The following is a 19,972-nucleotide window of genomic DNA, read 5'->3' on the forward strand; positions in this document are numbered from 1 at the left end:
GCACAAAGCCTTACTTATCTTATATATTCATCAAAAATACATATCTCGGGCATCTAGACAGCACAGAAGACACTCTTGATATAGGCATTCAAGATTCGGATTTCACCAGAATTTCATTTGCGGCAAGACCCGTTCATGATTAATTGATAAGGATTCGCATTTATAGCTGCGGTCACTTGAGACAGTTAGGGCATTTGAAACAGTACAATCGGCAAGCTATAAACCTCGAACAAACATTTGCCGGGTTAAAAACATACTGCAATAAATCTGCGTGAGACATTTTACGCAAACAGTTTGCGGTCAAAAGCTAAAGGTCATTAAATGAGCAAGAAACAGATCAGCAGATTATTACGGGTAATCATTCCGCTGGCGATCCTCCTCTACTTTATTCCTCTCTTGACCATTGCCTTTATCATTATGGGGCTTCTGGATGTGGGGCGTCATCATCAGGTTACGGCAGATCTGGCAAAAAAATATTTCACAGGCAACGGCATGCTTACCTGGGCCTTGTCACCGATCAACCTGTTCCTGGATCTCATTTCTGAGCGGAACAGATATGTGTACAAGCTGGATGATTTTCCCGAAGGGCACCGCAATGAAATCGCAAGTGTCCTGAAAGAATTTGACGATAACAAAGAAGAAATCATCAGCGACATTCGCGCCCAGCTTGGTGGTGAAAGCCGCGGCATGCTATTTTACAAATGGTACGGTAAAAACACCAATGATGCGGTTCCGGCCTTTAACAAGGAATTTACCTATATCAAAACCATTGGCGTGTCCGTTTTCAATAAAAAGAAATCGACGTCGCTGCATTTTGGCCCCTTACGCCTGACGCTGCGTGTCCTTTACAACCTGACGCCAATTAAAAGCGATAATATCTATATCGAGGTGGATGGAAAAAAACATTACTGGCACGACGACCCACTTTTCATTTTTGACGATACGATCCAGCATCAATCCATCAATGAAGAAGATCACGAACGCTATTGCGTCTTTGTTGACGTCCTACGTCCTTCAGCCTTTACTGGACTGCAAAACGTCTTCATGCAAATCATGCAAACTGTCTTTATTAAATTTAATGGCATCTTTTACAAAAACTGGACTTTTCTTAAGTAACGACCAGAAGTTTTCATAAAAATCCACGAACAAAGGGCTGCACGAATTTCGCGCAGCCCTTTTTAATTCGATCAATGTCAGCGTGACTTTAAGCTTACTTTTTTACAGGTTCACGCATTGTCACAAATTCCTCTGCAGCAGTGGGGTGTATTCCCACCGTTGCATCGAACATGTCCTTTGTCGCCCCGGCTTTGATTGCGACGGCAAACCCCTGAACAATTTCAGGCGAATCAGCCCCAACCATATGAAGTCCGACAACTTTTTTGCCGTGTTTTTCAACAATCAGCTTCATCAAGGCTCTTTCGTCGCGACCAGACAAAGTGTGCTTCATGGGACGGAAAGAAGATTGATACACGTCGATATCACTATAACGATCCAACGCCTGTTCTTCACTCAAGCCCACCGTACAAACAGGGGGATGACTAAAAACAGCAGTTGCAACATTATGATGATCCATCGCCCGCGGTTTACCTTTAAAGGCCGTATCAACAAAAGCCATTGCTTCCTGAATAGCAACCGGTGTCAGGTTGATCCGGTCAGTCACATCCCCAACAGCATAAATATTTTTTGCTGTGGTCAGGGAAAACTCATCAACCTTAATCGCGCCTTTGCTGTTTAGCTCAACGCCAGCTTTTTCAAGACCAAGCCCTTCGACATTCGGTTTACGACCTGTCGCCGCAAAAACAGCGTCCACTTCAACCTTGCGACCGTCAGAATAGGTAACTTCCAGTCCAGCGTCTGTTTTTTCTATATTCTCAATCGTCAGATTAAGCTCAAGCGCAATGCCTTTTTTTGCCATCTCGTCACCGAGGAATTCGCGAACATCGCGGTCAAACCCGCGCAAGAGCGCATCGCCACGATAAACTTGTGTTACTGCGGAACCAAGGCCGTTGAAAATACCGGCAAACTCGACTGCAATATAACCACCACCATAGACAATCACTCGCTTGGGTAGTTCATCCAGATGGAACGCTTCGTTTGAACTGATCGCATGTTCCCAGCCTTTTCCTTCGGGGAAAACAACATGCCCCCCCGGCGCCAACAAAATCTTGTTGGCCGTAAAAGTCTGATCCCCAACCCGAACGGTATGACGATCTTCAAGAACAGCCCGCCCGTCGTACCTTGTCACATTTGCATTCTTTAAAATGCCTTTGTAAATCTCTTCAAGGCGGTCAATCTCTTTGTCTTTATTGGCAATCAAGGTCTTCCAGTCAAAAGAGCTATCACCAACGGACCAGCCAAATCCGGCAGCATCTTCGAATTCTTCGTGGAAATGGCTTGCGTAAGAAAAGAGTTTTTTGGGAACACAACCGCGGATAACACATGTTCCGCCATAGCGATATTCTTCTGCCAAGGCCACTTTGGCGCCTGTGGCTGCAGCCATTCGTGCGCCACGTACCCCACCGGAACCTCCACCGATCACAAACAGATCGTAATCATATTGAACATCATCATCGTGATAGGTCGGCATGCAACAGGCTCCTGAAAGATAAAGCTATATTATTGATACTATAGTTGCTTAGCATAACTTTTGCTCTAGGCGTGAAGAGTAAAGTGTAGATTTCTCTACATGAACGATGAAACAACGACGAGAAAGAGATATGCTAAACGACTATAAATACTTAGGACAGACTAGATGGAAATAAAAGGAACGAATTTAAAGATTTACCAATCACATTGCCGACAGAAGCTGCTGACAATGAACCGCGCGACCTCATAACTTACTGTTTTTTATATATTTTAAAAAGATCACAAGATCGTGACAAGGTGATGTTTTTTAAAGACGCTATAAAAAGTCATCTCTATCAGTATTGGCTCGTAAGGTAACATGACATGAGTTTCTATCCATACACCCTTGCTATTCTCTCTCTCCTCTGTTGGCCAGCACTTGCACACGGTGAAGAACGAGAATTATCTGGCGATGAAATCAGACAATACCTTGCGGATAAAAAAGTTGTACATCGACAGGGTGCCGCTAATGGTTTTGAGCAAACCTTCCATAGTTCGGGAACAACCCACTATCAGGCCCAAGGCAGAAAAGCAGAACAAGGAAAATGGAGTGTTCAAGCAGATCAATATTGTTCCCAATGGGGGCCTTTTGGATGGAGCTGTTATGACATAACGGCTCAGGGCAACTTTATCACCTGGATTTCCAAAGAGGGAACACTTTACAAAGGTCGTATCGTTGATCAATAAGCGTCCACCAATTGTAAAGCTCGCCTATAACCTTACAATAACCTTACCTTGATTAGTACCAGCCAGCAGGCTTTCCAATCCTTTAGGTGCAGAAGAAAGCCCCTCAAAAATCTCTTCACTGAAACTTAATTTTCCCGCTTGGTAGAGAGGCTGAAGCCCAGAAACAGCTTCGGAGAGACGGTGCATATGATCAAAAATCAGGAAACCCTGCATTCTGGCACGTTTCACCAACATGGTTCGCGAAACCCGCGGACCATTCACTTGATCCGGTGCAATGCCGATCACGCCGCAAATAGTCATCCGTGCCCCAATATTAAACAGGCTCATAACAGCATCCGTAATCGGGCCACTGACATTATCAAAATAGACATCGACACCATCGGGACAGGCCTTAACCAGATCGCCCACCAAATCTGTTGCTGTTTTGTAATTCAAGACGGCATCATAGCCAAATTCCTCGAGGCAACGCCGTGCTTTTTCATCACTTCCCGTAATACCAACGGTGCGGCAACCTCTTGCTTTGGCAATTTGCCCGACCATAGAACCCACCGCGCCCGCCGCCGTTGAAACGACAACGGTCTCCCCTTCCTGGGGATCGCCAATTTCAGTCAATCCGAACCAGGCTGTTGCACCTGTCATTCCCAAAACGTGCAGATTGATGGAAAGAGGGCCATCCGAAGGATTAACCTTGCGCTCAATATCCGAGCCATCGCTTACCGCAAACTCCTGCCAGCCAAACAGTCCGTAAACAAACTCGCCAACGGTATAATCGGGGTGCTTGCTCTCAACCACCTCACCCACAGCGAAGCTGCGCATAACAGCACCAATCTCGACCGGGGGAATATAGTTCGGCATATCCGTCACCCATCCGCGCATGGCGGGATCAACAGAAAGGTAATGATTTTTGATCAGAAATTGACCATCAGACAAAGGCGTAACTTGCTCTTCTGCCAACTGGAAGATATCAGCCGAAATTGATGGATTTGGGCGGTCAGCCAAAACAAGTTTATTGTTCTTCATTGAAATACCTTTATCGGGGAATGCCTTTATCGATTTGTCTTAGTCACTATAAATTTAGAACACAGATATTAAACAAAAAAACAGCCTGCCACGGTAACCAACAGTGACAGGCCATGAGCCAAGAGCAAGATATATTTACTCGATACGATCAAAAACAAAACGATAGTTAACTGGTACCACAGTAGAAACAGAGCTCAGTTCTGCCAGTTCACGTAAAATCTCAACGCCACTTTCCAAATTGAACTCTTCAGCATCAAGCATCACTACAAAATCCGGCTGAACCATAATCCGCGTGGGACTGAGGCGTGTTACAACAATGGAACTTGTAACATCACTACTGTTACCAGCAATTGATACCTTGGTATCTACATCTTCCAAAGTCGTCATCTCGCCCGGTTTCAAAGCAGTTAAAGAGGCAATATCGACATCGATGGAAACTGTTGCCTGCGGCCACGAAGCGACATTAAAAACATGTTCCTTAAGTCGATCATCCCGAATATCGATACCTGTTTGTACTGAACTTAATTCAATCTCGACTTGCGCCTTACCTTCAGCACTCACACGCCCCTTCAGATTAGGAAAATAATGGCTCTCGCCAACAGACGTCTTCTTGATTGAACCAAAGCTTAATCGCGAACTGTCGTTATCAAGCTGCCAGTCACTGGCCATTGCCTTCAAAGGCAATGCGACAAGTGCTAAAGCGAACAGAAAATTGATTGTAGATTTTAACATTATAAAAGCCTTAAATTTTGTTAGTCCTGATTATAAAACACGCAAGAGCAACTTTTATTCATGACTAAAGAGGTTTTGTTTCAAATTAATCCTCTAAACCCATATTAATATATTTAATTTCCAGATATTCCTGAATGCCGTATTGCCCCCCTTCACGCCCAATCCCGGACTCTTTAATGCCCCCAAAGGGTGTCGCTTCGGAAGATAATGTTCCCGAATTAGCCCCGATCATGCCATAGTCTAATGCTTCGGACACACGCCAGACACGACCGACATCGCGGGAAAAGAAATAGGCCGCCAAGCCATAGCGTGTGGCATTTGCCAGCTCGATAGCTTCATCCTCGTGCTCAAAACAATAGAGCGGTGCGATAGGGCCAAAAATCTCTTTGTGAAAAACCTGCATATTTTCAGTAACGCCCGTCAACACCGTTGGGGCATAGAACTGATCGCCAAGAGGCAATGGTGTCCCCCCAACAAGCGCTTCTGCCCCCTTAGACAGGGCATCACGGACCAGACCATCAACTTTATCAATAGCGCGATCATCAATAAGAGGCCCCAACTCCACACCTTCGTCCTGGCCAGCACCAACCTTTATTTCTTTGACAGCCTTGGCCAGTTTTTTCGCAAAGGCATCATAAACACCTTTCTGAATCATGATCCGGTTGGCACAGACACAGGTTTGCCCAGCATTGCGAAATTTGCTTGCCAGCAGATGCTTGACCGCAAGATCAAGATTGGCATCATCAAAAACAATAAAAGGCGCATTCCCACCAAGTTCCATGGAAACCTGTTTCACGGTCAAGGCACACTTTTCCATCAGGACCTTGCCGACAACCGTCGACCCGGTAAACGACAGCTTGCGAACCGCATGATGGGATGTCATTTCATCCCCGATTTCACCAGCTTTACCCGTCACAACGTTAAAAACACCATCCGGTAAACCAGCTCTCTGAGCAAGAACAGCCAAGGCAAGCGCAGAGTATGGTGTTTGTGGTGCCGGCTTCACAACAACAGTACAGCCCGCAGCCAAGGCGGGCGCGCACTTTCGCGCAATCATTTGCGCGGGGAAGTTCCATGGTGTAATTGCTGCGACAACACCAATTGCCTGTCGAATTGTCAAAAGCTGTTGATCGCGACGCCCAGCCGGAATTGTTTCCCCATAAATCCTTTTGGCTTCTTCCGCAAACCATTCGATATAGCCAGCAGAGGACTTTATTTCGCCTCTGGCTTCCTCTAGCGGTTTTCCCTGTTCAGCCGTCATGATCCGGGCCAGATCATCCTGATGTTCTAACATCAGATCATGCCAGCGCCTCAAAACAACAGCGCGCTCTTTCGCTGTTTTAGCCTTCCAGCTTGCAAGTGCCTCTTCCGCACTTTCTATTGCCCGTCGTGTTTCCCCTGCCCCCATCCAAGGCATTTGTCCCAACTCATGCCCTGTTGCCGGATCAAATACAGGCGCTGTTCTTTTGGAATCCGCATCAACCCAGTCACCTGCAATAAAAGCTTGTTGTTGGAAAAGTGATTTATCTCGCAAAGATAGAGACATCATTGACATCCTGGATAAATGAAAGATCGGCGACATTGGCTATGGCAATTATATTCAACGTGAACAGACAGAACGCTAAACAAGCACAGATCACGGCACAAGATCCAATTATCCTGAACGGCTCAATTAATGTTAAACTGTCAAACCTTGGGACAAGAAAAACATTCCTAAAGTGTAATTTTAAAATCAACATAAAATATTGAAATCGAACATCTTTATGCCGACACAAAATTACACACCTATTTCACACTACCTTTTGCATAATTATTATTTTTTAAATTTCAATACCTCTGATGGGGTATTGATGGGCAAGGACGATCATTGCTAGATCTCAAAAACACTTTTGATAAACGGGCACTATTTTTCAACGTCCAGCTTACGATGGAGATCTAAGTAAATGAAAAAAATTCTCATGGCCAGCACCGCTCTTGCTGCAAGCCTTTCCTATGCAGCATCCGCTTCTGCAGAAGATACAAAAATCAAATGGTCAGCCTATACCGACTTTAATGTTTCTTCGACCAGTGTCGACGGCAATGTCCCAGGTGGAGATACAAATAACGGCCTTGATTTTAATACTAATTCCGAAATCCACTTAAATGCATCGCAAACAGCTGATAATGGCTTGACCTATGGTCTTCATATTCAACTAGAAGCCGACCAAGGCAACACAAATAACACCGATGAAAACCATATCTTTATCGAAGGAGATTTTGGCCGCGTTGAACTTGGTGATCAGGATTCAGCAGGGGACCGAATGATGGTTTCTGGTTCTTCCGTTGGCTTCCAATACGGCATGTTCGGCAATTACACAGGTGGTCTGTCTGCACTTGAAGACGAAGGCAATCTGGGACGCACAGCCGCTGACTTTAGCGATTCATCTGACTCGTCCAAAATCACCTATTTTACGCCAACATTTAATGGCTTCAAAGCTGGTCTTTCATTTGCCCCAGATAGCGATTCCGGGCAAACAGTCAGTGGTAACGAAACCGATTTTAATAACCATTTTGATGCGGCTCTGAACTATTCTGGTACCTTCAATGATTTTACAGTTGATGCTGCCTTGATTGGTGCCACCCATGAAGTCACAAGCCAAGGATCATCTGACGATACTTATTATGCCGTCGGTGGCGGCGTGATGTTAGGATACGCAGGTTTTAAAGCCGCCCTTGGGGTACTGCACGAAGACACAAAAGATACCAGTGAAATCAATACTGTCGACACTGGCCTGTCATATGGCATTGGCGCATGGAGCCTATCTGTTGGGGCGGCGTGGTCAGAATTTGATCAAGATAACGGTGTTGAGAATGAAAGCATCGCCTACTCTGCAGGTGTCGGGTACGAGATTGCGCCAGGATTGACAACCTGGGCTGGGGCAACAATCGGCGACTATGAGGGTGGTGTAGAAGATTTCACCAACTTCCAAACCGGTATTTCAGTCGCCTTCTAAATTATCAATATCAACGAACTATCGAACAGAGGCTGGCCAAATCCAGCCTCTTTTTTTTGCTTCAATATAAACAAAAAGATCAAACCATAAAAAAAATTATCAAACCCAGAAAGAAATTCTGATTAGAAAAAACGAAACCAGACCATACATAAGATATATCAGACAAGACCATAAATACCCTTTGCATCGCCAGAGAAGTCCATCTTCTGATATTTAATGATTTTTTTCTAAACAGGTTCAAATCTATGTCTTCAATAAATGATCAGGTGTCTTTTTTTGTCCTTGGCGAACTCGATATGATAAAAAAACACATTGCGGATCAAATTGAAGTGGCCTTCCCGAATAACAAGGTTTTCATCAACCAAGGGAACGATATACGGCTTCCATATAATCACACGGAATTCCCACATTGTATTTTATATATTTCAGCCATGCTTTGTAAAAAAAGTTTGTTACGAATTGCTTCGATCAAAAAAAATCCAACCTCAAAAATCATCCTTATTACAGATGAACAAACTGGACCTAAACAAGTTCTAAATAGTATCGGGGTAGAAGCCACCTACTCAATCAACAAGCCTATTGAAGGCCTTTTTAACCTCATACAACAATCAATTTTTAATGATGCAACCAATCATATCGAGACATACCAAATAGATGATAATTCCTTGTCAAACTTTCGCTTAACATCGACAGAATCACAGGTTTTCACCTTATTGAAAACAGGTATGAGCAATAAAGAAATTGCAAATATGACAAAAAAATCAGAAGGCACAGTTAAAGTGCAATTAAAATCAATCTACAAAAAACTCAACATCCACAGCAGAACAGAAGCGATGAGTCTGTTCATATCCTAGGCATCAAGGTTGTTAAACCCGAAGGCATAAAACCATTCGTTATATGCATATCTCATCGTGATCAAACAGCAAGTGATTTGTTCACAAGGAAATCATAAAACTCATCCAAGAGAACATTTTGTGTTCTCCTTTTACGACGCGCAATTTTAATATTAATAGTGATGGGATTGGAATCTGGAAACACAGGTACTATTTCCCGATCTAGGCCCCCTGATCTCACACCAAAATCATCATAAAACCCTATACCCGCACCTTTTTTAATCAGGCTGCGCATTGCCCCTGCATCCTTTACGGTAACAAGCTTCGCAATATGCTCAATCTGCTTAATAAGCTGACTCTGCTGATTAGCTTTAAGCCAAAATTTATAATCAGAAAGAAGGTTAGAGCTTGCAATAATCTCTAGATCAAAAAGATCTTCATAACGAAGTTCAGGCGTAACGGTCGATAAATAAGCACGTGTTGCCACAAGCTGACGCTCAAACGTAAAAAAGGAATGCGTTTCGAAGAAACTGTTCTTTTTAAGAGCTGTAACCAGTCCCAAATCAACATCATTTGTCAACAATCCCGCCTCGAGATCATCGTGATCAAGCTCTATAATCTCGAGCCTGACTCTAGGGTGCTCTGCTTTAAACTCGTGAACAATCTCGGGAATAAAAATAGAGGTTAACTCAAAATGCACCCCCAGACGAATTGTCCCTTCTAAATTTTGCCGATTGTTACGTAAACAATTAACGACGGCATCAATTTCATCAATACGTTCCCGCGCATATTCAAACAGGCATTTGCCTTCTTTTGTTAAATAAATTTTTGAATTTTTTCGCTCAAACAGTACTAATTCCGTTTCGTCCTCAACATCCTTGAGTTGAGCACTTATCGCAGGCTGAGTTCTGTATAGACGTTCCGCCGCCTTTGTTATAGAGCCTTCATCCGCCACGACAGTAAATGTACGAAGCTTATTTAAATCAATCATAGCCCGGCATTACTCTATTTATTTACATCAAGAAGAAAGGAGTAGGACAGTAAATCGATAAGCAACAAACTTCCGTAGCTTCATTACATTACCTGCCGCTGATATAAGCATTTAGCGGCAGGCTTCAATAGCGCTTGGGCAAAACCACTTAAAATTCGCCGTGGAAACAAACCCTAAAATGATATCAACGCTATTTAGCCTTCGGAATAAACATCCCTGGCGGAGTCAGAATTTCAACTTACAAACACATAAATGTAAGAAAGTTTACATCTTATCGTGAATACTTATACTTTAATGCACATTCCTTCATCCAATACAGGTAACTTTCGTGATTGAGCAAAAGCGCATAGGTATCAACAGCCGACAGGACCAGATTATAGATCTTGTCCGTGAACGTGGGTTTGCGTCCCTCGAAATGCTCGCTGATAAATTTGGCGTTTCCCAACAGACAATCCGACGCGACATTATTTATTTAAGCGAAAAAAATCTGCTTCAACGCCATTTTGGAGGCGCAGGATTACCCGCAGGAATAGATAGTCTGGCCTATCCAAACCGTAAAGTCAGGAACGCGAAAGAAAAAGCAGCAATTGGCCGAGAAATTGCCAAGCAGATACCGAATGGATCCTCGCTTTTCATCGATATCGGCACCACAATGGAAGCTGTCGCCGAAGCACTTATTCATCATGATGGCTTAAGAATACTGACAAACCACATTGGCGTCGTTTCAATACTCTGTGAAAAAACTGACTTTGAAATTATTTTACCCGGGGGATTGGTACGCAATAAGGACCGCGCCATAGCTGGCGAAACAACAACAGATTTCCTTAAAAGTTTCAGAGTTGGGTATGGTATTTTTGGAATAGGCACCATCACAAATGATGGACAGTTGTTAGACTATGATTACCGCGATGCCCAAGCATCCAGAGCAGCCTTGGCCATATCTAAACATAAATTTGCGGCGGCGGACCATTCAAAGTTTAACGCCGATGCCATGATGCCCTTTGCAAGTGCTGCAGAAGTAGATGGTATTTTTACAGATAGCGCCCCACCAAAACCAATTGTAGAAGCACTGGATAAGGCTGGCACACGGCTTTTTGTTGCCCAAAAGTAACCTCTCCCCCCCAACTTACCTACCCTCATCTCGACCAAAACTGGATTTTCTCTCGAGAAAAATGTAAGAATATTTACATTCATGTAATCTTATGTACACAATAGTTACATAAATCATCCCTATACAGGCATCATATTTTGGTGCTGACACCTCTCATAGAGGGAACAGGAACCTGAAAGGCTAAAGAGAGATATGTCAGCTATAGAACTACAAAGCATAAGTAAAATCTGGGGAGCGACAACAGCCGTTGATAATGTTTCTTTCTCAATTGACCAAGGCACCTTTGCGGTACTCTTGGGACCTTCTGGTTGCGGCAAGTCCACCTCGTTGAGAATGATCTCTGGTCTGGAAGAGATTAGCCAAGGTAAATTGATCATCGATGGAAAGGACATGACAACAGCTTCACCAGCTGAGCGGCATCTTTCAATGGTGTTTCAGAACTACGCTCTCTTTCCCCACCTAAATGTAGAAGAAAACATACTCTTTGGCCTAAAAGTACGTAAAACACCCAGACATTTACAAAATGAACGCCTGTCAAAAGTTGCCCAACAAGTCGGACTTGAACAACTTCTCGATCGCAAGCCAGCACAGCTATCAGGCGGACAAAGACAGCGCGTTGCGCTAGCTCGGGCAATTATCGCCGAAAATCCGATTTGTCTTATGGATGAACCGCTTTCTAATTTGGATGCCAAACTTCGCCACATCATGCGTGTTGAGATCAGGGCCTTACAACAGCGGCTGGGCATGACAGTTATTTACGTCACCCACGATCAAGCTGAAGCAATGAGCATGGCAGATAAAGTCATTCTAATGTGCAATGGCAAAGTCGAACAAGAAGGCACACCCGAAGAGCTATACAACAAACCGGCAACAACCTTTGCCGCAGCCTTTATCGGCACCCCGCCAATGAACCTGATTGATCCAATCGCATGTAATCTCGGCAAGACAATGCCACAGAACGGACAAGATGAATTTTTAATCGGTATCAGGCCCGAGGACATCACTTTGTCAGATACAAAAGGGCTGAAAGCCGAGCTTGTTTCTGCGGACTATCTGGGTGCTGATACTGTTGTTACTGCAAGAATAAATGACCAGGAAATACTTGTACGTACACCCGGTAAGGTCACGATTGCAGAGCCAGTATCAACCCGGCTGCAATGGCATGAAGAAGCCGTACATATTTTTGACAAATCAACAGGTAAACGCAACGACAAAGTAAAGGTTCAATCTTTCTGATTTCACCCCCTAAACATCCCTTCTGCTGACAGTAGAAGGAACAAAAGGAAGCCGGAAGTACGGTCTTCCTCAATCACAAGAGGACTACACCATGCTGAAGACACTAAAAAGAAAAGCCGGAAGTCTAGCACTTGCAACGACTTTGGGATTAGGGCTCGCAACAAACGCATCCGCCGTCGAGCTCACCATGTATTACCCCGTAGCTGTTGGCGGCCCATTAACAAACATTGTTGACGGGCTGGTTGATGATTTTGAAGAACAAAACCCGGACATCAAAGTCAATGCGATCTATGCCGGAAACTATAACGACGCTCGTATTAAAGCGCTTGCAGCCCTTAAAAGCGGGGAACCAGCACAAACTTCTGTTATGTTTTCAATCGACACCTATGAATTGATTGAACAGGGAGCAATCGTTGCTTTTGACGATATCGTCGAAACCAAAGAAGAAAAAGAATGGCTCAAAAGTTTCTATCCAGCGCTGATGGAAAATGGCCAAACCCAGGGAAAAACCTGGGGCATTCCTTTCCAACGATCAACAATCGTCATGTATTACAACAAGGATGCATTCCGTGCCGCAGGTCTTGACCCGGAAACCCCACCTGCAACATGGGATGAATTGGTAGCTGCCGGAAAGAAACTAACCAAAGACGGTCAATGGGGCGCGATGATCCCGTCCACAGGCTACCCATACTGGATGTTTGGTGCGCTTAGCATGCAAAACGATCAGGTTCTGATGAACAGTGATGGCAACGAAACATATTTTGACGCGCCAGCCACTATCGAAGCGTTAGAGTTCTGGAAAGATCTGGGGTCCAAGCATGGCATCATGCCCGAGGGAACAATCGAGTGGGGAACACTTCGCCAGAATTTCCTGGAAGGTAAAACAGCCATGATGTGGCATTCAACAGGGAACCTAAGCGTTGTCAAAAAGAACGCAAAGTTTGATTTTGGCGTTGCTATGCTACCAGCCCAGAAACGTCGCGGCACCCCCACCGGCGGTGGCAACTTCTACATCTTTGAGAAAACGACTGCCGAAGAACGTAAAGCGACCATGAAGCTTATCCGTTTTCTGACAGAGCCAAAACGGACAGCTGAGTGGAGCATGAAAACAGGTTACCTGGCCACAATGCCAGCGGCTTACGAAACAGAAGAAATGAAAAAGTATGTTGCTGATTTTCCACCTGCGGCAGTTGCACGTGACCAGTTGGAATTCGCAACAGCTGAATTGTCAACTTATCAAAATGGTCGTGTACGCAAACTTCTTGATGATGCGATACAGGCTGCACTGACAGGGTCCAAATCCCCAGCAGAAGCATTAGAAGATGCTCAAAAACAAGCTGATCGCCTGTTAAAGCGTTACCGTTAAATTTTTGATCCCTAGTCCCCGGAGACGATTAATTCGTCTCCGGGATTTTCTGTTTCTGGTTAGTTATTACTGTTACTAAACAACGGGTGCGAATAGATGAAGCATGTATCCACACAACATCAGTTATATGGCTGGCTTTTATTACTGCCTGCCACTCTATTTCTGTTGGCCTTCACCTATTACCCTACCCTTGCCACCCTGGCGAAAAGCTTTTTTTCCCAGGGCACTGCAATCAGGCCTGCAGAATTTGTGGGGCTCGAAAACTACACCTTCATGCTAGAGGATGACGTGTTCTGGCGTGTCGCTTGGAACAACGTAATTTATGCACTGTTCACAATCCCCATTTCCATTGCTTTGGCTTTAATGATGGCCGTTTGGGTCAATAGCCGTTTGAAGTTTAAATCTTTGGCACGCATGAGCTTCTTTCTGCCAACTATGCTGCCCATGATCGCCGTCGCAAATATATGGCTTTTTTTCTACACTCCGGAAATAGGCTTGATTGATCAGGTCACCAGTATATTTGGGGCTGAAAGCCAAAACTGGCTTGGGGATCCCGATACCGTTTTAGGCTGTATAATAGTAATCACTATATGGAAAGAAGCTGGCTTTTTCATGATATTTTATCTGGCCGCCCTTCAAACTCTATCACCAGAACTAGAAGAAGCAGCCCGCCTGGAAGGTGCCAGTCGCTGGTATTATTTCCGTCGCGTTATGTTCCCTTTATTAATGCCCACGACACTTTTCGTTCTCATTAACGCGATCATCAACTCTTTTAAACTGGTTGATCATTTATTCATTTTGACAAAAGGCGGTCCAGATAACGCCAGTTCACTATTGCTTTATTATATCTACGAGGTTGCATTCAGTTTCCTTGATCAAGCTTACGCCTCAACCCTAACGGTCATTCTACTCGCTATTCTCGCGATTATTGCAATCGGGCAGTTTGTCTTTCTTGATAAAAAGGTCCATTACCAATGATAAGCATCATAAAAAGACAAAAAATCTCGTTCTCTATTGAATCCAGTGCAGCCTATTTCCTCGCGTTTCTCTGGGTTTTACCGCTTATCTATGCGCTCTGGGCTGCTTTCCATCCAGCGGAATACGCAACCCGGTTCGAGCTTTTTGCCCCCTTGACGCTAAGCAACTTCGCCACGGCTTGGGAGCAAGCTCCTTTTGCCCGCTATTTTCTCAATACTTTTTTACTGGTCACATCAATCCTGTTGGTGCAATTCGTCCTTTGCACTCTGGCCGCCTATTCTTTTGCCCGGTTCGAGTTTCCGGGAAAGTCAATTGCCTTTGGTCTTGTATTAATCCAGCTGATGATTATGCCCGAAGTCTTGATTGTCGAGAACTATACGACAATGAGCAACCTGGGCCTTGTTGATAGTATTTTAGCGATTGGACTGCCCTATATGGCCAGTGCATTTGGTATATTTCTTCTAAGGCAAACGTTTAAGACAATCCCCCATGAATTAGAGGATGCTGCTAAAATTGAAGGCTGTTCTCTGTGGCAGATTTTATGGAAAGTTTATGTCCCCCTCGCCCGCCCTACCTATGTCGCCTTTGGATTGGTTTCCATCAGCTATCATTGGAATAACTTTCTTTGGCCTCTTGTCATAACGAACTCAGTAACTACACGCCCCCTGACTGTCGGCCTGGCCATTTTTGGAGCCCCAGAATCAGGTGTGGATTGGTCCATTATTACCGCAGGAACTCTCTTGGCCGTTGCCCCATTACTTGTTGCCTTTCTTCTTTTCCAGCGTCAATTTGTACAATCATTCATGCATGCGGGGATTAAATGACACGTATTATTAGCTGGAATATACAATGCGGTCTGGGCACGGATGGTCTGGTAAATCTTGACAGAATAGCCAAGGTCATAAAATCCCATGACGACCCGGATATCATTTGCCTGCAAGAAGTTGCCCGCTTTGATCCTGTCTCGGACAAAGGGCAGGCTGCGGATCAATACACTATTCTTTCTGAACTGTTTCCTGAACATATCCCATTTTTTGGCCCAGCCATAGATCACTTATATCCCGGAGAAGATAATCGGCGACAATTTGGCAACATGATCCTGTCACGACGGCCTGTTCTTCAGGTTTTTAATCACTTACTGCCACAGCCTCGCCCGGAAAAGCCGTGTAAAAACATGCCGCGGCAGGCTCTGGAAGTTGTTGTTAATCTCGAAAGTGGCCCTCTGCGGATCACAACAACGCATCTGGAGTATCACTGCGAAAAACAGCGTTATGAGCAAGCTCAATACCTGTGCGAAGTACAAAGGGATATTATCTCTAATCTGGATTACTTCCAGATAGCACCACAAACAGGTCCCTATGCGGCTATCCCGAGGCCTGAACGCAGCGTCATTTGCGGTGATTTTAATGCAGTTGTTGGTGAAAAAACCTATCGCCTGCTAAACTCGGAAATACCCGAAATATCTGGGCATTACATCGATGCATGGCCCATCTTTCACAAAGATGCCCCCCATGCCCCGACCTGTGGCATCTTTGACCCTGAACAATGGCCAGAAGGTCCGCATTGCCGTGATTTTTTCTTCATCACAGAGAGCCTTGTGTCTGAAATGAAAAATGTTTTTGTTGATGAGCAAACCGACGCGTCAGATCACCAACCTGTTATACTTGAACTGGCATAGTTTTTCTATGGCTGAAATACACCCAAAACACACTATGCCAGTTCTTTTCTTTTACTCTTATTTTTAGGTCGCCGTCAGAGAGGCAATAAACTTCTTGGTTTCGGCAGGGTTGGTTAAGCGTACAAAATTAATATGGGTGTATTCTTTTGCGCTCATCATTTTTGCATATCGCTTTTTATTCCGTTTGTAGTTTTGCAGCGTCCATAAAATAACAGATTGACGGCTCAAGAACGTCATCCTGAAACTCTCGACATTGCCCGTCCCCGGCCAAAGTTCTTTTTTACCGATTATTCTGGTTATGGCCCGCTTCAATGCCTGAAAAACAGTGCGCCCCCATGAATAGTCAACCCAGACGATGGTATCTACTTTTGCCCATTTTATAGGTTGTGTCCGGCTATAATTTCCATCAAGCACCCAAGTCGAACCAGATACGGCCTTCTCAATATCCCGGTTAAATTCTTCCACCGTAGGCTCGCCCCAATTCGGTTTCCAATAAAGCGCATCCATTTCTACGTAAGGATACCCCAATACATCCGCAAGATTGCGGGCAACAGTGGACTTACCGCTTCCGCTGGTCCCAATAACATTTATACGTTTCATAATACCAACAACTCTCAAAAGCACCTTGAAGCTGACCATCCTCAGACAACAAAGGGAATACAACCCAGCGACGAGGTGCATTTATTAATCAGATAAAGATGTGAAGTTTTACGAGTCAGAGTTTACATTCAATAAAATGCTACGTCGGACATGATCAGAAAAGGTGTGGCATCCACAGATAGCAAACATCACACCCGTAAATCTTGTAAATCAAGAAGCTTTATGAATCAAATCGTCAGGTAATAAAAGTAGTGATCCGTCTCACGCTCAAATCCGAAAGATTCATAGAGCGCCTGTGCTTTCGCATTAAGGATATCTGTTTCAAGCAGAATACCTTTGGAATTTACCTTCTTCCCGTGATCACGCGCAGCCGTTAATAGCTTCCTGGCAACGCCCTGTCCCCGGGCCTTTTCATGCACATAGAGATCATTCAGGATCAAATCCCGCCTGAGAGACACAGACGAAAATGTCGGGTAAAGTTGAGTGAAGCCGAGAACATCACCATTATTATTTTGCGCATAAAACACCACGGATTGAGAATTTTCCTGACGCTCTGAAAGAAAAGCCTCACAAGCCTTACGATCACTTTCCTGCCCATAGAACTGGCGGTAGAGATCAAAACAATTCGCGACCTTATGGATAGTCTGCGTGTCTGCTTGTAGGATCTCTATCGTCATTTTATCGCTCTGGTATTGTGATTTCAGAGCACTTTTATAAAGATCTTTTCAAAGAGTTTCAAAGACTAAGATAATAATAACGTCCAATGGCATCCATGCAACAAGCCGAAGCTTTCGCATTTTCCAGACAAAGCTAAACCCCGACATCTATCGGTTCTGTCGGAATAACACTATTGATCAAATCAGGTAGGTAGCTTGCCAATTTCAAAGGCACAAAAGTTTCACCAGATACTTTGATATCTGCAACATCCCACCAACGATAACCGTGAAAATGCTGGTTTTCATTTTCATCCTGCATCATCTTAGGTGGATCAAATTTCACAGATCTAATTAAATAAAAGATCTCATCGACACAAATATCCAGCTCATTAAAGGTCAAGCGATGTTCTCTACGCCAGACCAACGGTCCGATATTCCAATCAGCAATAAAGATCTCTTCGTTTAACTCCCGTTGCAAAGCCAAAACCGGATCTTCATTCTCCTCAAGGCCACCTCCGGGTGTTAACCACAACGGATCCGTATTGGGATACATCATACGGGCCAATAAAACTTTATTATCGGGCGAAAGAATAACAGCCCGAACAGCAGTACGTTTTTTCATTTAATCAGTCTGGAATCATTCCACAGTAACCGACTTTGCAAGGTTCCTTGGCTGATCAACATCCGTTCCTTTAAGAACAGCCGTATGATAGGCCAAAAGCTGGATAGGAAGCGCATAGAGGATCGGCGCAACAAAGGGGTCAACCTTTGGCAAAACAACGCTGTGCTTGGCAATGTCTCCGGCCCGGGCAACGCCTTCTTCGTCAGAGAACAGAATAATCTGTCCTCCACGGGCGTGCACTTCCTGAAGGTTGGAAATGGTCTTTTCCATCATCGGGCCGCTTGGGGCACAGGCAATAACCGGAACATTTTCATCGATCAAAGCAATGGGACCATGCTTCATTTCGCCCGCTGCATAGCCTTCGGCGTGAATGTAACTGATTTCCTTGAGCTTCAATGCCCCTTCCATTGCCATGGGGTAGAGATTACCGCGACCAAGGTACAGTACATCCCGTGCCTCACTGACATCGGCAGAGATTTTGCGGATGATTTCGTCCGTATTCAGGATTTCCGTAATCCGTGACGGAATTTCGGTCAAAGCCGAAGACAGTTCGGCTTCGCGTTCCGGCGTAATGGTTCCTTTGGCACGGCCAATACCAATTGCCAAACAGGCAAGAACAGTAAGCTGTGTGGTAAAGGCTTTGGTTGATGCCACCCCAATTTCAGGGCCAGCCAAAGTCGGCAGCACCATATCTGATTCACGGGCAATGGTTGATTCAGGCACATTGACAACAGAGATAATCTTTTGTCCCTGTTCCTTGGCATAGCGCAACGCAGCCAGGGTATCAATCGTTTCACCGGATTGAGAAATAAACAGGCTGACACCGTTATCCGGCAAAGGGGCTTCGCGGTATCGGAATTCGGATGCAATATCGACTTCAACCAACTGACGAGCTTCCTGTTCCAGCCAGTATTTCGCCACCATCCCCGCCAGAGACGCCGTGCCACACCCGACAATGGTCAGACGGGAAATATTGGCGAGATCAAAGGGAAAGTCAGGTAGCTGAATGGAGCGGGCCAGCGGGTTAAAGAAGGTATGGAGTGTATCGCCAACAACTGCTGGCTGTTCATAGATTTCCTTTTGCATAAAATGACGGTACTGACCTTTGCCAATCATAGCACCCGACACAGCAGTCTGAACGACTTCGCGGTTTAAAAGATTTCCCGCAAGGTCCCGGATGGTCGCGCCATTGTTATCCAGCACGACCCAATCCCCTTCTTCTAAATAGCAAATCTGATCGGTCAGATGGGAAAGAGACAGAGCATCCGACCCCAGGTACATTTCGCCATCGCCATAGCCCACAGCCAGCGGACTGCCCCGACGTGCACCGATCATCAGGTCTTCCCGTCCGGCAAAGACAATTGCCAGAGCAAAAGCACCCTCAAGGCGCTTGAGCGTCGTATGAACGGCCTCTTCAGGTGACAAACCATCATTCAAATAGTTTGTAATCAGATGCACAACGACTTCGGTATCGGTTTCGGTCTGGAACACCTGCCCTTTGGCATCCAGTTCAGCACGTAGCTCCTGAAAGTTTTCAATAATGCCATTATGAACCAGTGAAACCTTGTCACTGGCATGTGGATGTGCGTTGGTTTCATTGGGCCTACCATGGGTTGCCCAGCGGGTATGACCAATGCCTGTCATACCGGAAATAGGCTCTTCTTCGACACGGTTTTGCAGATTGACTAGTTTACCCTGAGCGCGGCGTCTTTCCAGACCACCATCCACAAGCGTTGCAATACCCGCGGAATCATATCCGCGATATTCCAAACGTTTCAAGCCGTCCAGCAAGAGAGGAACAACAGGCTTTGTACCGATAATACCAATGATGCCACACATAATGC

The 19,972-nt window shown here is 44.9% G+C and carries 19 protein-coding genes; 10 read left to right on the top strand and 9 right to left on the bottom strand.

What is annotated here, in order from left to right; translation table 11 throughout:
* The first annotated feature begins 321 nt into the window (after window positions 1–321).
* The gene (locus tag WH95_RS13350) at window positions 322–1,116 is read left to right on the top strand and encodes an aspartyl/asparaginyl beta-hydroxylase domain-containing protein (RefSeq protein WP_046508076.1); all 795 of its coding nucleotides are present in this window, start codon (window positions 322–324) and stop codon (window positions 1,114–1,116) included.
* A 94-nt stretch (window positions 1,117–1,210) separates the two neighbouring features.
* On the opposite strand, the gene gor is transcribed toward WH95_RS13350, so the two are convergent.
* Entirely contained in the window at window positions 1,211–2,587 is a 1,377-nt protein-coding gene (gene gor, locus WH95_RS13355) for a glutathione-disulfide reductase (protein ID WP_046508078.1), read from the bottom strand.
* Window positions 2,588–2,949: 362 nt separating this feature from the next.
* Here gor and WH95_RS20670 point away from each other — a divergent pair, with 362 nt between their 5' ends.
* Window positions 2,950–3,312, top strand: a complete 363-nt coding sequence (locus WH95_RS20670; protein ID WP_052742016.1) for a hypothetical protein — start codon at window positions 2,950–2,952, stop codon at window positions 3,310–3,312.
* Window positions 3,313–3,336: 24 nt separating this feature from the next.
* On the opposite strand, the gene WH95_RS13365 is transcribed toward WH95_RS20670, so the two are convergent.
* The 3 genes from WH95_RS13365 to WH95_RS13375 all read right to left on the bottom strand — a co-directional run bounded on the left by WH95_RS13365 (window position 3,337) and on the right by WH95_RS13375 (window position 6,610).
* Window positions 3,337–4,332 carry an NADP-dependent oxidoreductase gene (locus WH95_RS13365; protein ID WP_052742017.1) on the bottom strand — a complete coding sequence of 332 codons (996 nt, stop codon included), beginning with the start codon at window positions 4,330–4,332 and terminating at the stop codon, window positions 3,337–3,339.
* Window positions 4,333–4,467: 135 nt separating this feature from the next.
* Window positions 4,468–5,064: a YceI family protein gene (locus WH95_RS13370; protein WP_046508082.1), complete on the bottom strand. Its 597-nt coding sequence runs from the start codon at window positions 5,062–5,064 to the stop codon at window positions 4,468–4,470.
* A gap of 85 nt (window positions 5,065–5,149) precedes the next feature.
* The gene (locus tag WH95_RS13375) at window positions 5,150–6,610 is read right to left on the bottom strand and encodes an NAD-dependent succinate-semialdehyde dehydrogenase (protein WP_046508084.1); all 1,461 of its coding nucleotides are present in this window, start codon (window positions 6,608–6,610) and stop codon (window positions 5,150–5,152) included.
* 397 nt (window positions 6,611–7,007) lie between these two features.
* Between WH95_RS13375 and WH95_RS13385 the strand changes: the two genes are divergently transcribed.
* Together WH95_RS13385 and WH95_RS13390 are read left to right on the top strand one after the other, a co-directional pair.
* Window positions 7,008–8,057 carry a porin gene (locus WH95_RS13385; RefSeq protein WP_046508088.1) on the top strand — a complete coding sequence of 350 codons (1,050 nt, stop codon included), beginning with the start codon at window positions 7,008–7,010 and terminating at the stop codon, window positions 8,055–8,057.
* A 245-nt stretch (window positions 8,058–8,302) separates the two neighbouring features.
* The gene (locus tag WH95_RS13390) at window positions 8,303–8,911 is read left to right on the top strand and encodes a helix-turn-helix transcriptional regulator (protein ID WP_046508090.1); all 609 of its coding nucleotides are present in this window, start codon (window positions 8,303–8,305) and stop codon (window positions 8,909–8,911) included.
* Window positions 8,912–8,972: 61 nt separating this feature from the next.
* On the opposite strand, the gene WH95_RS13395 is transcribed toward WH95_RS13390, so the two are convergent.
* Window positions 8,973–9,881, bottom strand: coding sequence for a LysR family transcriptional regulator (locus WH95_RS13395; protein ID WP_046508092.1), 909 nt, complete (start codon window positions 9,879–9,881; stop codon window positions 8,973–8,975).
* Window positions 9,882–10,209: 328 nt separating this feature from the next.
* On the opposite strand from WH95_RS13395, the gene WH95_RS13400 reads away from it, so the two are divergent.
* From WH95_RS13400 to WH95_RS13425, 6 genes are all read left to right on the top strand, one after another.
* Complete coding sequence (locus tag WH95_RS13400; RefSeq protein ID WP_052742018.1) at window positions 10,210–10,992, top strand: DeoR/GlpR family DNA-binding transcription regulator; 783 nt, start codon at window positions 10,210–10,212, stop codon at window positions 10,990–10,992.
* A 192-nt stretch (window positions 10,993–11,184) separates the two neighbouring features.
* Window positions 11,185–12,228 (top strand): ABC transporter ATP-binding protein, encoded by a 1,044-nt coding sequence (locus WH95_RS13405; RefSeq protein ID WP_046508096.1) that lies wholly within the window; start codon window positions 11,185–11,187, stop codon window positions 12,226–12,228.
* Between the two features lie 91 nt (window positions 12,229–12,319).
* Window positions 12,320–13,594 carry an ABC transporter substrate-binding protein gene (locus WH95_RS13410; RefSeq protein WP_046508098.1) on the top strand — a complete coding sequence of 425 codons (1,275 nt, stop codon included), beginning with the start codon at window positions 12,320–12,322 and terminating at the stop codon, window positions 13,592–13,594.
* A gap of 96 nt (window positions 13,595–13,690) precedes the next feature.
* Complete coding sequence (locus WH95_RS13415) at window positions 13,691–14,572, top strand: carbohydrate ABC transporter permease (RefSeq protein ID WP_046508100.1); 882 nt, start codon at window positions 13,691–13,693, stop codon at window positions 14,570–14,572.
* Window positions 14,569–15,396: a carbohydrate ABC transporter permease gene (locus WH95_RS13420; RefSeq protein ID WP_046508102.1), complete on the top strand. Its 828-nt coding sequence runs from the start codon at window positions 14,569–14,571 to the stop codon at window positions 15,394–15,396. The genes WH95_RS13415 and WH95_RS13420 overlap by 4 nt, the downstream gene beginning before the upstream one ends.
* Entirely contained in the window at window positions 15,393–16,250 is an 858-nt protein-coding gene (locus WH95_RS13425; RefSeq protein ID WP_046508104.1) for an endonuclease/exonuclease/phosphatase family protein, read from the top strand. Before WH95_RS13420 ends, WH95_RS13425 begins: the two co-directional genes overlap by 4 nt.
* Before the next feature lie 63 nt (window positions 16,251–16,313).
* Here the strand turns inward: WH95_RS13425 and WH95_RS13430 are convergent, their stop codons facing one another.
* The 4 genes from WH95_RS13430 to glmS form a co-directional block, all read right to left on the bottom strand.
* Entirely contained in the window at window positions 16,314–16,850 is a 537-nt protein-coding gene (locus WH95_RS13430; RefSeq protein WP_046508168.1) for a shikimate kinase, read from the bottom strand.
* Window positions 16,851–17,077: 227 nt separating this feature from the next.
* Window positions 17,078–17,527 carry a GNAT family N-acetyltransferase gene (locus WH95_RS13435; protein ID WP_204247788.1) on the bottom strand — a complete coding sequence of 150 codons (450 nt, stop codon included), beginning with the start codon at window positions 17,525–17,527 and terminating at the stop codon, window positions 17,078–17,080.
* 133 nt (window positions 17,528–17,660) lie between these two features.
* Window positions 17,661–18,128, bottom strand: coding sequence for an NUDIX domain-containing protein (locus WH95_RS13440; protein WP_046508106.1), 468 nt, complete (start codon window positions 18,126–18,128; stop codon window positions 17,661–17,663).
* A gap of 15 nt (window positions 18,129–18,143) precedes the next feature.
* Window positions 18,144–19,967 carry a glutamine--fructose-6-phosphate transaminase (isomerizing) gene (gene glmS, locus WH95_RS13445; RefSeq protein WP_046508107.1) on the bottom strand — a complete coding sequence of 608 codons (1,824 nt, stop codon included), beginning with the start codon at window positions 19,965–19,967 and terminating at the stop codon, window positions 18,144–18,146.
* Between the last annotated feature and the right edge of the window lie 5 nt (window positions 19,968–19,972).

It is taken from the genome of Kiloniella litopenaei (assembly GCF_000982415.1).
In the GTDB taxonomy this organism is placed as follows: Bacteria; Pseudomonadota; Alphaproteobacteria; order Kiloniellales; family Kiloniellaceae; genus Kiloniella; species Kiloniella litopenaei.

Bases quoted from the DNA above. Each gene is read 5' to 3' on its own strand.
- WH95_RS13410 (WP_046508098.1), top strand. From the start codon at position 12,320: ATGCTGAAGACACTAAAAAGAAAAGCCGGAAGTCTAGCACTTGCAACG.
- WH95_RS13395 (WP_046508092.1), bottom strand. From the start codon at position 9,881: ATGATTGATTTAAATAAGCTTCGTACATTTACTGTCGTGGCGGATGAA.
- WH95_RS13435 (WP_204247788.1), bottom strand. From the start codon at position 17,527: ATGACGATAGAGATCCTACAAGCAGACACGCAGACTATCCATAAGGTC.
- WH95_RS13440 (WP_046508106.1), bottom strand. From the start codon at position 18,128: ATGAAAAAACGTACTGCTGTTCGGGCTGTTATTCTTTCGCCCGATAAT.
- WH95_RS13405 (WP_046508096.1), top strand. From the start codon at position 11,185: ATGTCAGCTATAGAACTACAAAGCATAAGTAAAATCTGGGGAGCGACA.
- WH95_RS13365 (WP_052742017.1), bottom strand. From the start codon at position 4,332: ATGAAGAACAATAAACTTGTTTTGGCTGACCGCCCAAATCCATCAATT.
- WH95_RS13430 (WP_046508168.1), bottom strand. From the start codon at position 16,850: ATGAAACGTATAAATGTTATTGGGACCAGCGGAAGCGGTAAGTCCACT.
- WH95_RS13375 (WP_046508084.1), bottom strand. From the start codon at position 6,610: ATGTCTCTATCTTTGCGAGATAAATCACTTTTCCAACAACAAGCTTTT.
- WH95_RS13425 (WP_046508104.1), top strand. From the start codon at position 15,393: ATGACACGTATTATTAGCTGGAATATACAATGCGGTCTGGGCACGGAT.
- WH95_RS20670 (WP_052742016.1), top strand. From the start codon at position 2,950: ATGAGTTTCTATCCATACACCCTTGCTATTCTCTCTCTCCTCTGTTGG.
- gor (WP_046508078.1), bottom strand. From the start codon at position 2,587: ATGCCGACCTATCACGATGATGATGTTCAATATGATTACGATCTGTTT.
- WH95_RS13420 (WP_046508102.1), top strand. From the start codon at position 14,569: ATGATAAGCATCATAAAAAGACAAAAAATCTCGTTCTCTATTGAATCC.
- glmS (WP_046508107.1), bottom strand. From the start codon at position 19,967: ATGTGTGGCATCATTGGTATTATCGGTACAAAGCCTGTTGTTCCTCTC.
- WH95_RS13390 (WP_046508090.1), top strand. From the start codon at position 8,303: ATGTCTTCAATAAATGATCAGGTGTCTTTTTTTGTCCTTGGCGAACTC.
- WH95_RS13415 (WP_046508100.1), top strand. From the start codon at position 13,691: ATGAAGCATGTATCCACACAACATCAGTTATATGGCTGGCTTTTATTA.
- WH95_RS13370 (WP_046508082.1), bottom strand. From the start codon at position 5,064: ATGTTAAAATCTACAATCAATTTTCTGTTCGCTTTAGCACTTGTCGCA.
- WH95_RS13350 (WP_046508076.1), top strand. From the start codon at position 322: ATGAGCAAGAAACAGATCAGCAGATTATTACGGGTAATCATTCCGCTG.
- WH95_RS13385 (WP_046508088.1), top strand. From the start codon at position 7,008: ATGAAAAAAATTCTCATGGCCAGCACCGCTCTTGCTGCAAGCCTTTCC.